Consider the following 14,969-nt stretch of genomic DNA (forward strand, 5'->3'; position numbering starts at 1 on the left):
GAGTTGCAGGCTGAATTGCAGATTGGAAGAAGATCTGGGGGGCTGCACTTGTGCCCCTGCCTGTCTTGCAGTATCTTGCATTCATGCACCCTGAGCAAGTACGTACAAACTTGAAACGTAGACACAAAAATGTAACCATTGCGTCCAGCAAGGCATTCGGAAAAGGAGCCAGATGAACAAGTCCTTTTCTGACCTGGACAAAAGGTGGGATTGCAACCTGGGCTGCCCGGTGGAACTCACCCTGACCGTGATCGGAGGCCGCTGGAAAGGGGTGATCATGTACCACCTCACCAAGGGCACTTTGCGTTTTGGACAACTCAAGCGCCTGATTCCAGTCATCACCCAGCGCATGTTGACCCTGCAACTGCGGGAACTTGAGGCCGATGGTCTGGTGTCCCGCACCGTTTACCCGGAAGTGCCCCCCAGGGTGGACTACGCCCTCACTGAAGCAGGGAAGAGCCTGCAGCCCATCATCCACGCCATGCTGGAGTGGGGAGAACAGCATCAGGATTATGTGTATGCGCTCAGGGGAAAAACCGAAGCGGGTTGATTGGGGTTGCGGGTTGAAACATCTTAAAAATGGACTGAATCCAGGCAAGGCTCCGCCTTCACCAGAGCCCCTTGGCAAAGTCCTGGATATAAATTAAACTGGTTCAATAAAAGCAGTACTTTCCAGAAGCAGCCCTTCCCCCAGTCTGCTGAAAACCTGCCTCCTCAGTTCCCTGTCTTTTCCCCTGCACCCTGAGATGCCCTGCTCAAGGAGAACCATGCCCCGTTCACGATTGGATGCTGGACTGTTGCCCCATTACCCCGAGATGGATCAGGTGCCTGTTCATCTGGCCACCCCCAGGCAATTGAAGATGCTGGGGTTGTGTTGTGACAACCTGCAAGCCGTGGCCACCGTGACCTGCAAGGGGCTGGAGATGCCCCTGTTCGCCATTGCCAGCGCCTCAAGGGAACTGGCCCATCAGGTGGCCTGAGGGGTTTCCAGACGGAATCAGGATTCGGCAGAAGCCATGCCGCAACTGCCTCGCACAATCAATTTTCCGGGAAGCAGCAACTGCATGGGCGTTCTGGGACCGTCGATGTTTTTCAGGACCTGCTGCACCAGCAGTTCGCCCATCTGTTTGATGGGCTGTTCGATCACATCGATGCCAGGACTCACCATGTGGGTCCAGGGCAGGTTGTCAAATGCCAGCAGTGAAACGTCTTCTGCAATGCGCAGTCCTGCATCCTGAATGGCCCGGTAAGCTCCGATGGCCTCGGTGCCGTTGAAAGCAAAGAGGGCCGTGGGGCGCTCTGGTAGGTTCAGCAGGTAACGGGTGAACTCGTAAGCGTCCTGCTCGTTGTACCGGATGATTTCCCGGTAAGCAGACAGCACCGGATGCCCATGTTCGCGCATGATGTGGTCAAAATGGTGGGCACGCCATTCAGGATAAAGTTCAGCGTCGTAGGTGCCCAGACCGGCAATGCGGGTGTGCCCCAGCGACCACAAATGCTCCAGTCCAGCCCGCACGCTCTGCTCGTGGTCCAGCATCAGGAAGTCAAAAGGGCTGTCGGGCATGTGGTGGTCGATTTCAATGATGTAGGTGCCTTTGTCCTGCATCTTGAGCAAATACTCCCGGTTGCCTGGACCATAAGACGGACGCATGATCAGTGCGCTGACCCGCTGGCCTGCCAGGTGCCGCAGGTTGTGCAGCTCGATTTCGCTCTGGTATTCGTTGTCGGCCAGCAAGAGGCCGTAATTGGAGCTTCTGAGGCGCACACTGACTTCACGGGCCAGTTCGGCAAAGAACGGTTCCACGATGTCTGCAACCAGGAGGCCCACGGTCATGTTGCGTCCACGCCGCAGCGCCCCTGCGGTGAGGTCTGGTTCATAATCCAGTTCGCGGATGGCCCACTGGACTTTTTCCAGCGTGTGCGGTTGCAGCTTGTGTGGCTCGTTGAGGGCCCGTTTGGCGGTGGTGGGGGAGACTCCGGCAAGTTTTGCGACATCGTTGATGGTGGCCACGTTCTTCTCCTGCGGGTTTCATTTTGCAGCCTGACGGTGGCACACATCAAGTGTGCCGGGTTCAATTTTTGCAGCTTGATGGACCCACTAGACAATCCTAACACTTTGTGCTTAACTATGGACACGAGACCATAAGCATACAGCACAGAATATTCGTCGACAGAACAATGTCTTTGTTCTGCCTGTATGCTGCCTGTCTCGCCAAGAGGATCGGGAGGAAAACATGAAGAAATTTGCCGCATTAAGCCTGATGCTGGGCTTAGGTTCATCCGCTTTTGCCGCCACCACCATCACCATTGCCACCGTCAACAACCCTGACATGGTGACCATGCAGAAGCTGACCCCAGAGTTTGAGAAAGCCTACCCGGACATCAAGGTCAAATGGGTGGTCCTCCCTGAAAACGAACTGCGCCAGAAAATCACCCTGGACGTGGCTTCCGGAGCAGGCACTTTCGACATCGCCACCGTGGGTGCCTACGAAGTGCCCATCTGGTCCAAGAACGGCTGGCTGGAAGACCTCAGTGCGCTCTTCAGCAAAAACGCTGACATCGCCAAAGACTACGAGCTCAGCGACGTGCTGGAACCCGTGCGCAAAGGCCTATCCTACAACGGGAAACTGCATGCGCTGCCCTTCTACGCCGAATCCAGCATGACCTTCTACCGCAAGGACCTGTTCCAGGCTGCCGGACTGAAGATGCCCGTGAAGCCCACCTGGACCCAGATCGAGCGTTTCGCCAAGGCCCTGCACAAACCCGAAAAAGGCCAGTACGGCATTTGCCTTCGCGGTCTGCCCGGCTGGGGTGAAAACATGGCTGTCTTCGGCACCGTGATGAACACCTACGGCGCACGCTGGTTTGACATGAACTGGAACCCCCAGCTCAACAGCCCTGCCATGAAGCGCGCCCTGACCTTCTACTCCGGTCTGATCAAGAAGTACGGCCCTCCCGGAGTCACCTCCAACGGTTTCACCGAGAACCTGACCCTGTTCTCCCAGGGCAAATGCGGAATGTGGATCGACGCCACTGTGGCCGCAGGCTTCGTGACCGACCCCGCACAAAGCAAAGTGGTGAACTCTGTGGGCTTCGCCAACAGCCCCACTGGCCCTGGCACCCCCAAAGGCAGCAACTGGCTGTGGATCTGGTCCCTGGCCATCCCCAAATCCACCACCCACGAAAACGAAGCCTTCAAGTTCATCACCTGGGCCACCAGCAAAGATTACATCGCACTGGTCGCCAAGGAGAAAGGCAACTGGGGCGCTGTGCCTCCAGGAACCCGCAACAGCACCTACGCCAACGCCAACTACCAGAAAGCAGCAGGTGCATTTGCCAACATCGTTCTGGACAGCATCAAGCGTGCTGACCCCACCAATGCCACCAAAGACCCCGTGCCCTACACCGGCGTGCAGTTCGTGGGCATCCCCGAGTTCCAGGCGCTGGGCACCCAGGTCGGTCAGTACCTGGCAGGCGTCCTGAGCGGTCAGATGACCGTCGATCAGGCCCTCAAACAGAGCCAGGCTGCCGCAGAAAAAGTCTCCAAAGACGGCGGCTACCAGAAGTAATTCCACTGGCTGACCTGCTGCATCCCATCGGACCATGACCCCACGGGTGGAGGAACAATCCTCCACCCCCACTTGCCCCTCCGCCGTGATCACACTCCATTTTTCCAGTGCAGGTCAGCCCTTTGTTTTTCGCCTTCTCTTTTTGGTGCGGGTCCAGACCCACCTTCCTCCACACCGTGGCCCGCATCCCCACAGAAAAGAGCCTTCATGCTGAGCAAATCTGTATCCACAACACAAGAAACCAAAAAGAAACCCATCAACATTGCAGCGACTTTGCTGGTGTTGCCTGCGCTGGTCTACCTGATTGTTTCCACCCAGGCCCCCTTCCTGATGACGGTGTACTACAGCTTCTTCAAGTGGAACCTCACCATCCCGGATGACCGCCCCTTCATCGGGCTGAGCAATTACCTCTCGCTGTTCACCGACACCCAGAACCTGCACGTGATGCTGAACACCCTGGTCCTGATGCTCAGCGTGGTGGTGCTCACCATCCTGATCGGTGGGGGAGTGGCCCTCTTGCTGAACCGTCCTTTCCTGGGCCGTCCGGTGGTCAGAACCCTGTTCATCAGCTCTTTCCTGGTGATGCCCGTGGTGACCGCTGTGGTCTGGAAGAACATGCTGATGAACCCCGTGTTCGGCTTTTTCGCCTGGGTTTCACAGCAACTCGGTCTTCCTGCAGTGGATTACCTCTCCCAGTACCCCATGGCCAGCATCGTGGCAATGGTGACCTGGGAATGGACCCCTTTTGCTGCCCTGATTCTCTTGACCGGTCTGCAATCCATGCCTGAAGAGCAACTGGAAGCCGCCCGTCTGGACGGCTGCACCCCCTTGCAGGAATTCTGGTACATGCTGCTGCCCCACCTGTCCAAATCCCTGGAAGTGGTTGTTTTGCTGGAAACCATCTTCCTGATGCAGGTGTACGGGGAGATTTACACCGCAACTTCTGGCGGTCCTGGCATCTCCACCACCACCATCCCTTACTTCATCTACCAGAAAGCCTTTGCCGAGTACAACATCGGTCTGGCCTCCGCTGCCGGGGTGCTGGCCGTGCTGTTCACCAACCTGGTCTCCTCGGTGATCCTGCGCATGATTGGCCGCAACATTCAGGGAGTGAAAGCATGAGCACCCTTCGTGAAACCACCGTTCGCCAGAGCGACAACGGCAAGAAAACCGCTGCCATGGTGCAAGGTTCCCTGCTGACCGTCCTCACCTACCTGGTGCTGTTCCTGTTCCTGTTCCCCCTGATCTGGATGATTGCTGCAGGCTTCAAAACCGAAGCGCAGGCGTTCGCCAGCCCACCCATCTTCTTCTTCACCCCCACCCTGGAGAACTTTTCCAGAGCGCTGGAAACCTACGGCCCCTTTCTGAAGAATTCCATCCTGATTGTGGGCGGATCCACGCTGCTGGCTTTCATTCTGGGTGTGCCCGCAGGATTTGCCATGGCCCTGTACCCTGGAGCCAGAACCAAGAGCACGTTGTTGTGGATGCTGTCCACCAAAATGATGCCTCCCGTCGGGGTGATTGTTCCCCTGTTCCTGATCTTCCGGGATGCCAAACTGCTGGACACCCACTTTGGATTGATCTTGATGTTCACCACCATCAATTTGCCCCTGGTGGTCTGGATGGTTCACTCCTACATCAGTGAAATTCCCTTCGGCATTTTTGAAGCTGCCAAGGTGGACGGGGCCAGCATGTTCCAGGAGTTCTTCCAGGTCGCGATGCCTCTGGCCCTGCCCGGCATTGCCTCCACTGCCCTGCTCTGTGTGATCTTCGCCTGGAACGAAGTGTTCTTTGCACTCAACCTGACCTCTTCAGACGCTTCACCGCTTTCGGTGTACATCAGTTCCTTCAAGACCTCTGAAGGCCTGTTCTGGGCACAGATGTCTGCCGCAGCCACACTCACCATTGCCCCCGTGATGATTTTTGGCTGGTTTGCCCAGAAACAGCTGATTCGCGGTCTGACCTTCGGAGCTGTGAAATGACCAACATGCACGCTGCCCTGATCACTGCCCCCCACACCATCGAATATCAGGAAGTGCCCCTGCCCGAAGTGGGCCCAGCCGATGTGCTGATCAAAGTTGAACTTGCTGGCGTGTGCGGCACCGACGCCCACCTTTTAGAAGGCCACTTCAACGCCAAACTCCCCCTCATCCCCGGCCACGAAATCGTGGGCCGGGTGGTGGCCCTCGGCAAAGACGTGCGGGGATTTTACGAGGGACAGCGGGTGGTGCTGGACCCGGACCTGAACTGTGGAACCTGCATGATGTGCCAGAAAGGCATGCGCCACCAGTGCCTGCATTACGAGGCCATTGGCGTGACCCGAGCAGGGGGATTTGCAGAATACGTTCTGGCCCCCGCCAGTGTGGTCTACGACGCCAACGACCTGGAGCCTGAAGTTGCCGTGTTTGCAGAGCCACTGGGCTGTGTGGCCTGGGGCATCACCCGCCTGAAGCCCGAACCCGGTTCCACTGCACTGTTGTACGGAGCCGGAGGGATTGGGCTCCTTTTGATGCAGGCCCTCCTGGCCTCCGGGGTGAGTGAAATTGCCGTGGTGGACACCCAGCCTGCCCGCCTCAAGCTGGCCCAGGAGCTTGGAGCCACCCATGCTTTCCAGGCTTCCGAAAGCACCAACCAGCAGCTCAAAGATTTGTTCCCCCATGGGTTCGATGTGGTCACCGAAGCCACCGGGGTGCCGAGGGTGCAGCAGGCCATGATTGATCAGGCGATTGCAGGCGGGAAAATCCTCATTTTCGGGGTGGCCCCGGAGGACGCGAAAATCGAAGTGAGCCCCTACGAGATCTTCCGCAAGGATTTGACCGTGCTGGGCAGCTTTTCTTTGAACAGCACCATCCCGCTGGCTTTGCGCTGGATGCGCTCGGGGCAAGTGAAAGTCAAAGAGCTCATCACCGACACCCTGCCATTGGGTAAACTGCATGAAGCCATCGGGCAAAAAATCACGGCTTCCGCTGGATCCATCAAATCCATCGTCTCGCCCAGCGAGGTGCTGTCGGGGGTGTTGAAATGAGTGCTTTCGATCTGCAAGGCAAAGTCTGCATCGTCACCGGAGGGGCCCAGGGCATCGGGTACGCCATCAGCCAGGACCTCGTTCAGCATGGGGCCACCGTCTACATTGTGGACCTCAACCATGAAGTCGGAGAAAAAGCCGCAAGCGCTCTGGGGGCACACTTCAAGACCCTCAACGTCACCGATTCAGACCAGGTGAATGCAGTGTTCCAGCAGATCATCCAGGAAGCCGGACAGGTGGATGTGCTGGTCAACAATGCAGGAATCGTGCGGAACACCCCGGCAGAAAGCACCTCTGACAACGAATGGAACCTGATCATGAAGGTCAACCTGGATGGGGTGTTTGCCTGCTGCAGGGCCATCTCCCACCACATGCTCTCCCGCGGTTCGGGCAGCATCATCAACATCGCCAGCATGAGCGGCATCATCTCCAACCACCCGCAACCCCAGGCCGCTTACAACACCAGCAAAGCTGCCGTGATCATGCTCACCAAATCACTGGCCGGAGAATGGGCTGCCAGAGGGGTGCGCGTCAACGCCATTGCCCCTGGTTATGTGGCCACCCCCCTCACCAAAAAAGGCATGGAAACCGAAGAATGGCGCAAGGTGTGGCTGGACACCATCCCCATGGGCCGCCTCGCAGAACCCGAAGAAATCGGGCCTTCCGTGGTGTACCTTGCCTCAAAAGCCAGCAGTTACGTGACTGGCAGTGTGCTCACCGTGGATGGTGGCTACACCATATGGTGAGCCTGCTCCATCAGGCTTTCTCTTTCAATGCTCCCCCCGTTGCAGGGTGGGGGCTTTCTTTTCTGGGAGGGTATCATGCCTGAACTTCTGCTGGGAATCGATGTGGGCACCGGAAGCACCAAAGGCGTTTTGACTGACCTGCAAGGCAACATTATGAAGACCCATGTGATTGAACACGGGGTCAGCACACCCCATCCGGGCTGGGCTGAGCAGGACGCGGACCAGATCTGGTGGGGAGACGTGGTGCAGGTGTGCCGCCATTTGCTGGACGGCGCTCCTCACCAGGGAGCAGATGTGGTGGCGGTGGCTGTGAGTGCCATTGGCCCCTGTTTGTTGCCCTTAGATGAACAGGGGAGACCCCTGCGTCCGGGCATCCTGTACGGCGTGGACACCCGTGCCACTGCGGAAATTGAAGAACTGAATGCCCTGCTGGGCGAGGAGAACATCTTTCGGTTCAGCCAGATGCAGTTCACCTCGCAGGCCATCGGTCCCAAAATCCGCTGGTTGCAAAAGCACGAACCGGAAGTCTGGAAAGCAACCCGCACCCTCACCACCGCCAGCAGTTATCTGGTGTTCCAGCTGACCGGAAAGCACGTGATGGACCGCCACACCGCCAGCCATTACATGCCCCTGATGGACAGCCAGACGTTGCAATGGAGTGACACTTACGCAGAGCACATCTGCCCGCTGTCCATGCTTCCAGAGCTGGGCTGGAGCGATGAACTCGCTGGAGCAGTCACCCCTGCTGCCGCCGAAATCACGGGTCTGAAAGCCGGAACCCCCGTCACGGTGGGTGCAGTGGATGCCCTCAGTGAGGGCCTCAGTGTAGGTGTGTCAGAGCCCGGCGACCTGATGGTGATGTATGGGAGCACCACTTTTTTCATTCTGGTGCAGGACACCCCAACCCCTGACCCCAGGGTGTGGACGGTGGGGGGCGCTTTTGCAGGGCAACACAATCTGGCCGCAGGCATGGCCACCACTGGAGCGTTGACGGGCTGGTTCAAGCATCAACTGGCAGGGGACAGAAGCTTTTCTGAATTGTTTCAGGAAGCGACCACCATTCAGGCAGGATCAGAAGGACTGCTGGTGCTCCCGTACTTCAGCGGCGAGCGCACTCCCGTCAATGACCCACGGGCCAGTGGTATTTTTGCGGGACTGACGCTCTTGCACACCCGCGCTCACCTGTTCCGGGCCATACTGGAAGGGGTGGCTTTTGGCATCCGGCACAACCTGGAAGCCTTTTCAGACCTGGGTGCAAGCATCAAACGCATTGTGGCAGTGGGAGGAGGTGCACAAAGCACCTTCTGGCCCCAGATGGTCAGCGACGTGTGCGGGGTGGAGCAGATCCTGCCCAGAACCACGGTGGGAGCCAGTTACGGAAATGCTTTCCTGGCGGGCCTTGCCACTGGACGCTTGCAAAAAGCAGATTTGCAGCACTGGGCACAGGCCAGAGAGGTGCTGCGACCAGACAGAAGCAATCATGCCATCTACAGCGAACTGTATCCGCAGTATCTGGCCCTGTACCAGAACAACCGTGAAGTGATGCACCAGTTGCATGCTTTTCGGGACAGGCATTGATTTTCACGAACCTCAAGGGTGTTGCCGTTGAGAAAAGAAGCGTGAGAGGAGGATGGAGTCAACCCTCCTGCTTCTTAGATTTAAATAGACAATAAATTCACAAGCTTAATCCAGCCTTCTGGGCAGCTCAGGATCAGCATGTGGAGCTGCCTTTCTGCATTGCCTTTACCCCCCATGAACGATGGATGCTGAAGTGTAGTTTCATGATCCGCTGTGACAATAAAGTGTTGACTTTTTGCCAGAACTCGCATGTTGTCCTTCCTTTCACTTCAGAGGGTTGTTTTCATTTTCCAGCATGCGTTGCAGCAGGGAATAGAGCACTTCACGTTCCTGTTCGTTCAGAGGTGCAAAAGAAGCTTGCAGCACAGGCATCACCACATGGTATCCAGCCTGCAACAGGGCTTCTCCAGCAGCGGTCAGGCGGTGTCGGATGGCCCGTCCTGGTCCTGCGGTGCGGGTGATCAGGCCCTGGGCCAGCAGCCTTGAAGACAACTCTCCAAAAGCCTGATCGGTCTGGAAGGTCAGCTGGGCCAGCTTGCGGGCCGGAGCATCCGGGTTGTTGCCGATGGCCCTCAAAGCATCCCACTGGGAGAGGGTGGTGTGGATGGTTTTCAGTTGCTGGTCCAGCAACCGGTGGTGCCGGTATTGAACCTGTTTGATGCTGCGACCAAGGTCCTGCAGGGTGGGTGTCATGCTGACATCTTAAACGATCAGTGTGTAAGGTTGATTATATAAGGAACCTGATATAGAATGTTGGCATCAAACCACTGAACCTTGCGGGTGTTCAGGAAAAGGATTCATCATGACTGCAAATTCAACCCAAAACATCAGCACCCAGAACATTGCCTCCGGACTTCAGATTCTTCAACTTTCTGCAGGGCTCACCCTGACAGTGCAAATTCTTGGACAGGGAAGCCCTGTGTTGCTCCTGCATGGTGGTGGCGGTCCTCAGGTGCTGCAGGTTTTTGCCCAGCGCCTGGCCCAGCGGCACCAGGTGTTCATTCCCATTCATCCGGGTTTTTCAGGAACCCACCGCCCTGAACAACACAACACCATCAAAGATCTGGCTGCCACTTACGCGACTTTTCTGCAACACCTGAACCTGCAAGAGGTGGTGGTGATGGGATTTTCCATGGGCGGCTGGATTGCCAGTGAACTGGTGCTGCACGATTCCTCCAGAATCGGCAAACTGGTGCTGGTCAATGCCGTGGGCATCGAGGTGCCCGGTCACCCGGTGACCGATGTGTTCAACGTGACCCCCGCAGAACTGGCCCGCCTGAGTTTCCACCGCCCGGAAGCCGTTCAGCAGGTGCCCCTCACCCCGGAATTGATGGCTTTGCGGGCTGCCAATTTCGCCACCCTGGCCCTCTACGACCAGAACCTGAAAATGGCCGATCCCAACCTGCATCCCAGACTGTCTGAAGTGCAGGTTCCCGTGCTGGTGACCTGGGGCGAAAGCGACGGCATTGTGGATCTCACCTATGGACAGGCTTATGCTGCAGCTTTCCCACAGGCCCAATTTGTGACCATTCCTGAAGCTGGCCACCAGCCCCAGGTGGAGCAGCCCGACCGTTTGCTGACTGCCCTGCAAAGCTTCTTGCAATAAAAATAAATCGCAACCAGCAGACTGCTGATTCTCCTGAGTTCCCAGGCGATCACAAGGCCCCAGAGGTGTATTTTCTGGGGCCTTGTGATCAAAAGCATCAACAACAGAAATTTATTTTTTGCGTTCCGGCTGTTCCAGCTATTTTTTGCGCTCCACCATGGAAATGCCTGCAAAACCCACAATCACCAGGACGGGTCCTATGGCTTGCAACCATTTCAGCTCAAACAGGCTGCCAAACAGGGAAGAGGCCAGACCCAGCATGATCACATAGGTCATGAAATCGATGGTCGAGGTGCGTTGCATTTGAACTCCTTGCAGCCAGCGGGCAAAGGACTGGCCTGATTGGGGTCAGTATAGCATTTTGTGTCCATCAAAAAGCTTCACATCTGTATTTAAATATAATTTTCACAAATAAAAACAATTGATTTTTGATTCACAATCCACACATCAGGACATGCCCAGGATTTTGGAACATATGTTTGCAAGAATCAATGGATTGGCCATCCCTCAGTCTGCCAGCACCTTTGCGGACCAGTTTTCAATTTTGCTGCGCCACTCAGGATGGAGTTCCAGAAACAACATCAGCCAGGCCTGGTAAGAGGTGTTCAATTGCCAGGGAAGTGCAGAGCCATCAATCGGTTGGCCATGCAACAGCACATCGTAAACGGTGGCCACTTCGCGGGTCAGGGCGTTACGTTGGGTGCGTTTCAGCAGGTCCTGCAACTACTTTCGACAGCGTCGGTTTTTCTGTACGCTTCGGTGCGGGCCCGCCGTTGCACTTTGTATTGCAATGCTGTTCTCAGTGGGGCAGTCTGATCGTCATAATGCATGGTGTTGTCTTTGCGGTCGATGCTGTCGATTTCGGCATAATCTTGAGCCCCGTCATTGGCCTGCAGGGCCTGGCGGGTTCTGCGGCGGTGGCTGCGGCTGGTCCCATGCTTTTTCTTGCGCCGGGCCTTGACGTACAGGTGCGGATATTGAGCCACGATCACCCGCTGGTGCTGGTAGTCGCGTTCTTTTTCGGCACGGGGGTCTTTCAGCCTGGCCATGGTTCCAGCTTAGGGACTTGTGGTCAGAAGTGCATGCTCAGGGTGGCTTAGGGTCCTGCGCCAAAAGCCTTACAACACTTTTGGCAAACCTCAATCACAACTTGGTGTTTGCCTTGAACCCAGTAAACCAGTGGCATCCATTTGACAGAAGGAGCATGGGGTCAAAGAAGCTGAAAAAAGCCTCCCTTTCTGGTTTTTAGGGGTGGGTTCTTTGGATCGGAAAACTTTACATCTCTCTTACAAAACCATTTTTTGTCTAGACATCTGTTGATTGCTCTGAATCAATTTTTGGAACATTTCCAACAATCTGTTTCGGTGTTGTTCAACGTTTGATAAATGTTAATGGAATGGGTGATGCAGGTTTTTTTCTTGCAGAAAGATGTTTCCTGGAAAAATACAGTGGAAAAAAGGTTGTTCAGATGTCTGGCTCAACAGATGGAGATTCAGGGCAATTTTTTTGGGTGATGCAAAGCGAAAAAATTCTGTTCTGATCGTGCTTTTCTTCCAGAGTGTCCGATCTGTTTCATGGGGACCATCAAAATGCAGGGCATGAACAACCCAAAAAGCTCAGTCTTTCTTTGTTGTGTCAGTGAATAAAAAACGCATGAAATAAAGATGTGAATAACATGATAGATTTTGGGATCGCACAACTTTAGAACCCCAAAAATCGAAAAAAGTCTGTACAATTGATTATGAAAGTGTTATAACGATAACGTAGCACCTCACATGCAAAACAAAGAAGGAGACAGGATGGTTGATGGTGTATCCCTGAACCGGCCACGCTCTTTGATGGTGGTTTCCCCCTGAGGGGATGAATCGCCCTGAGGTTTTACGTCCCCACATGCCACCCCACATGCCAGCGGCCCCTGACACTGCTTGCATGTGCAAGGTCTTCATGTCCCATGTAAGCACACCCAGACCCCACTCAGCATCCCACTGGAGGACAAGGTGTTCTTTCGAAAACCCAAACCCAAAATTCAAGAGCATCCAGACGAACCCGTTCGGGTCCAGCATCAGCCGCACGATCCCCACAACGAACTGTTGCGCAACCTGATGCATGGATCACCTGCCAGCCTGCGGCTTTCCCTGGCAGAGCCTTCAGGGGTTCCTGCGCCCCCTTTGCCCGTCCCTGTGGGCAGCCCTTCAGTGACACCACTGTCTCTCGGAAGGCCTGGTGCACTGGATGTACCTGAACCCCTGGTGGCTGAAGCTCCACCTTCAACGCCCTTGCAGACCACTGCCCCCATGACCGACCCTGCGCCCACAACAGCAGGGGTTCAGGCTGAGTTTCACCCCAACATCACCGCTCTTCCTGCTCAGCCTGAAACTGAGGAGGTTCAACCCGTCGCCCTTGCTCCCCAAGTTTCAGAAAGAGAGGCACTGGACATGTCCAACATTCAAGCCACCCTGGATTCCGCACTCAGCACCATTGATGGCGCCACTGCAGCAGCACTCGTTGACTACCAGAGTGGCATGGCCCTGGGCATGAAGGGTTCAGGACTCAACCTGGAACTGGCCGCTGCAGGCAACACCGATGTGGTGCGGGCCAAGATGCGCACCATGGACTCTCTGGGCATCAAGGGCGGCATTGAGGACATCCTGATCACCCTGGACACCCAGTACCACATCATCTACACCGTGCCCAACTCGACGCTCTTCATGTATCTGGTGTTGCAGAAAGACCGGGCCAATCTGGCCCTGGCCCGCTACAAACTCAAAGCCCTGGGGGCATCGGTTCAGGTCTGAGCCTTTTCTGAACTTCTGAATTTTGCACACGGGACCTGAGACATCCAGAAGCATTGGATGTCTCAGGTTTTTGAGGTTGCTGTGGTTTCTTCCTGTTCTCTCTACGATAAGTGAAATTATCGTAGAATTTATCTGCTCCTTCTGCTATGCTGGGGCATGGCACTGGAACTCGATCTGTACCGGGGGCAACTCGAGCAGGCAAGGCACCTCAGCAACCTCACCGACGAAGACAAACGCAAGAAAGCAGTAAAGGCCTGCGCCGAAAAAAACTTTGATGTGCTCTGGGAAATCGTGCTGGGTTACCTGACCCTGTATGCCCAGAACAAGATTCTGACCAGCACCCACACCATCCGCAGTTACCATACCGGCATCCGGCAATTCGTGGAGTACGCCGACCACAACGCCTGGAACCTGCTCAACCCCAAACGGGACGATCCCCAGATCTGGGTGAACACCTTGCTGGTCACGCCTGCCGTGAACCCCAAAGCCTCCCGCCCACCCAAAAAACCCAAAACACTCAGCATCGATACGGTGCGTTCCCGGGTGGCGGCGGTCCGAACGCTGTACAAAGCCCTGCGCTGGGCCGGAGCCACCGAAGCAGATCCGTTGCAGGACGTGCGTTTGCCCAAAGACAACACCCACAGCCTGGAAAAGAATGCGCCTTATGGAGACGATGAGGTGGATGCTTTTCTGGAGCACGCCGAGGTCTCCATGAAAGTGCTGATTTACCTGCTGTCTCACGGGGGGTTGCGCATCAGCGAGGCCCTGGCGGTGGAATGGGAGGACCTGGATGAGTCCCGCAAGCGCCTGAGGGTCAACCAGGGCAAAGGCCGCAAGGCCCGCACCATTGCCATTTCTTCTTCCCTGCTGCAGGTTTTGCGCGAATACCGCCGTGAACTGGGAGGCCGGCCCGAAGGGCAACTGTTTTCTTTTGGCACCCGTGAAACCGCCCATTACCACATGGACCGGGTGGCTTTGCAGGCCGGGGTGCGCTTCCGGGGGTTTCACGCTTTTCGCAAGTACGCGGGCACCCGCCTGATGGAGCAGGTCAAGGACCTCTCCCGGGTGGCCAACCACCTGGGGCATGCTTCTGTGGACACCACCCGCAAATATGCCAGGCCTGCTGCAGATGACCTGAAAGATGAACTTTCTGGCTGGTGAAGTCGAAAGCATGAAAGGGCCTGACCATTTTTCCAGGTCTTCTGGTATCTGATTTGAAATGGAGGGGCCTTAAAAGCGATTTTAGAAGGTGGTTTGTTCAAGCACTTGCAGCAAAGCATTTTCAGAAGGGGTTCACAAGGTGACCTGCTGTGAATGCAATGTGAAACCCAGATCATCAAGTTTGGGTCTGGAAATCATGAAAAATGGGCAAGCAAACAGATCCGAAATCATGCAAGCCCGAAATCATGCAAGGTTGTGAAGTGGACCAGGCCGCAGCCAACTGTAAGCCAAAACACAGAGACTGAACAGAGACCGTTGCGCTGGTTCTGGAAGATCTGAAGAACCGGTTCCCAGCCTGCAGCAGACTGCTGCAACACCCGACCTGACTTCTTCAGGTGCATCAGCACCAGCCAAAGGAGGGTATGAAGCCCAGATGTGCGACACAGACCTCCTCTGCTGCCTTTTCTGCTGAAATTGAAGGGGCAGAAA

The 14,969-nt window shown here is 55.8% G+C and carries 16 protein-coding genes; 11 read left to right on the top strand and 5 right to left on the bottom strand.

From position 1 onward, the window contains the following. The first annotated feature begins 172 nt into the window (after window positions 1-172). Both IEY52_RS20960 and IEY52_RS20965 read left to right on the top strand, forming a co-directional pair. The gene (locus IEY52_RS20960) at window positions 173-550 is read left to right on the top strand and encodes a winged helix-turn-helix transcriptional regulator (protein WP_189006445.1); all 378 of its coding nucleotides are present in this window, start codon (window positions 173-175) and stop codon (window positions 548-550) included. Between the two features lie 217 nt (window positions 551-767). Then, the gene (locus IEY52_RS20965; protein WP_189006448.1) at window positions 768-980 is read left to right on the top strand and encodes a hypothetical protein; all 213 of its coding nucleotides are present in this window, start codon (window positions 768-770) and stop codon (window positions 978-980) included. A 17-nt stretch (window positions 981-997) separates the two neighbouring features. Here the strand turns inward: IEY52_RS20965 and IEY52_RS20970 are convergent, their stop codons facing one another. Then, complete coding sequence (locus IEY52_RS20970; protein ID WP_189006451.1) at window positions 998-2,011, bottom strand: LacI family DNA-binding transcriptional regulator; 1,014 nt, start codon at window positions 2,009-2,011, stop codon at window positions 998-1,000. A 223-nt stretch (window positions 2,012-2,234) separates the two neighbouring features. Here IEY52_RS20970 and IEY52_RS20975 point away from each other — a divergent pair, with 223 nt between their 5' ends. The 6 genes from IEY52_RS20975 (at window position 2,235) to IEY52_RS21000 (ending at window position 8,918) form a co-directional block, all read left to right on the top strand. Then, a complete protein-coding gene (locus IEY52_RS20975; RefSeq protein ID WP_189006453.1) occupies window positions 2,235-3,569 on the top strand; it encodes an ABC transporter substrate-binding protein in 1,335 nt (444 codons plus the stop codon). Between the two features lie 207 nt (window positions 3,570-3,776). After that, on the top strand, window positions 3,777-4,691 hold the full coding sequence (locus tag IEY52_RS20980) for a carbohydrate ABC transporter permease (RefSeq protein WP_189006455.1): 915 nt from the start codon (window positions 3,777-3,779) through the stop codon (window positions 4,689-4,691). After that, a complete protein-coding gene (locus IEY52_RS20985) occupies window positions 4,688-5,551 on the top strand; it encodes a carbohydrate ABC transporter permease (RefSeq protein WP_189006457.1) in 864 nt (287 codons plus the stop codon). The genes IEY52_RS20980 and IEY52_RS20985 overlap by 4 nt, the downstream gene beginning before the upstream one ends. Continuing rightward, window positions 5,548-6,594, top strand: a complete 1,047-nt coding sequence (locus IEY52_RS20990; RefSeq protein WP_229684900.1) for a zinc-dependent alcohol dehydrogenase family protein — start codon at window positions 5,548-5,550, stop codon at window positions 6,592-6,594. The genes IEY52_RS20985 and IEY52_RS20990 overlap by 4 nt, the downstream gene beginning before the upstream one ends. Continuing rightward, window positions 6,591-7,340, top strand: coding sequence for an SDR family NAD(P)-dependent oxidoreductase (locus IEY52_RS20995; protein ID WP_189006459.1), 750 nt, complete (start codon window positions 6,591-6,593; stop codon window positions 7,338-7,340). Before IEY52_RS20990 ends, IEY52_RS20995 begins: the two co-directional genes overlap by 4 nt. A 75-nt stretch (window positions 7,341-7,415) precedes the next feature. Beyond that, window positions 7,416-8,918 carry an FGGY-family carbohydrate kinase gene (locus tag IEY52_RS21000; RefSeq protein ID WP_189006461.1) on the top strand — a complete coding sequence of 501 codons (1,503 nt, stop codon included), beginning with the start codon at window positions 7,416-7,418 and terminating at the stop codon, window positions 8,916-8,918. 264 nt (window positions 8,919-9,182) lie between these two features. On the opposite strand, the gene IEY52_RS21005 is transcribed toward IEY52_RS21000, so the two are convergent. Then, a complete protein-coding gene (locus tag IEY52_RS21005; RefSeq protein WP_189006463.1) occupies window positions 9,183-9,611 on the bottom strand; it encodes a MarR family winged helix-turn-helix transcriptional regulator in 429 nt (142 codons plus the stop codon). Window positions 9,612-9,720: 109 nt separating this feature from the next. On the opposite strand from IEY52_RS21005, the gene IEY52_RS21010 reads away from it, so the two are divergent. Further along, complete coding sequence (locus tag IEY52_RS21010; protein ID WP_189006467.1) at window positions 9,721-10,524, top strand: alpha/beta fold hydrolase; 804 nt, start codon at window positions 9,721-9,723, stop codon at window positions 10,522-10,524. A 138-nt stretch (window positions 10,525-10,662) separates the two neighbouring features. On the opposite strand, the gene IEY52_RS21015 is transcribed toward IEY52_RS21010, so the two are convergent. From IEY52_RS21015 to IEY52_RS21025, 3 genes are all read right to left on the bottom strand, one after another. After that, the gene (locus IEY52_RS21015; protein ID WP_189006470.1) at window positions 10,663-10,827 is read right to left on the bottom strand and encodes a hypothetical protein; all 165 of its coding nucleotides are present in this window, start codon (window positions 10,825-10,827) and stop codon (window positions 10,663-10,665) included. A 204-nt stretch (window positions 10,828-11,031) separates the two neighbouring features. Then, window positions 11,032-11,247, bottom strand: a complete 216-nt coding sequence (locus tag IEY52_RS21020; RefSeq protein ID WP_189006474.1) for a hypothetical protein — start codon at window positions 11,245-11,247, stop codon at window positions 11,032-11,034. Further along, on the bottom strand, window positions 11,232-11,573 hold the full coding sequence (locus IEY52_RS21025) for a hypothetical protein (RefSeq protein WP_189006478.1): 342 nt from the start codon (window positions 11,571-11,573) through the stop codon (window positions 11,232-11,234). Before IEY52_RS21025 ends, IEY52_RS21020 begins: the two co-directional genes overlap by 16 nt. A 948-nt stretch (window positions 11,574-12,521) precedes the next feature. Between IEY52_RS21025 and IEY52_RS26800 the strand changes: the two genes are divergently transcribed. Together IEY52_RS26800 and IEY52_RS21035 are read left to right on the top strand one after the other, a co-directional pair. After that, window positions 12,522-13,319 (top strand): roadblock/LC7 domain-containing protein, encoded by a 798-nt coding sequence (locus IEY52_RS26800; protein WP_229684901.1) that lies wholly within the window; start codon window positions 12,522-12,524, stop codon window positions 13,317-13,319. A 156-nt stretch (window positions 13,320-13,475) separates the two neighbouring features. Next, window positions 13,476-14,480, top strand: coding sequence for a tyrosine-type recombinase/integrase (locus IEY52_RS21035; protein ID WP_189006481.1), 1,005 nt, complete (start codon window positions 13,476-13,478; stop codon window positions 14,478-14,480). Window positions 14,481-14,969 lie beyond the last annotated feature (489 nt).

The organism is Deinococcus roseus (assembly GCF_014646895.1).
Lineage (GTDB): Bacteria > Deinococcota > Deinococci > Deinococcales > Deinococcaceae > Deinococcus_C > Deinococcus_C roseus.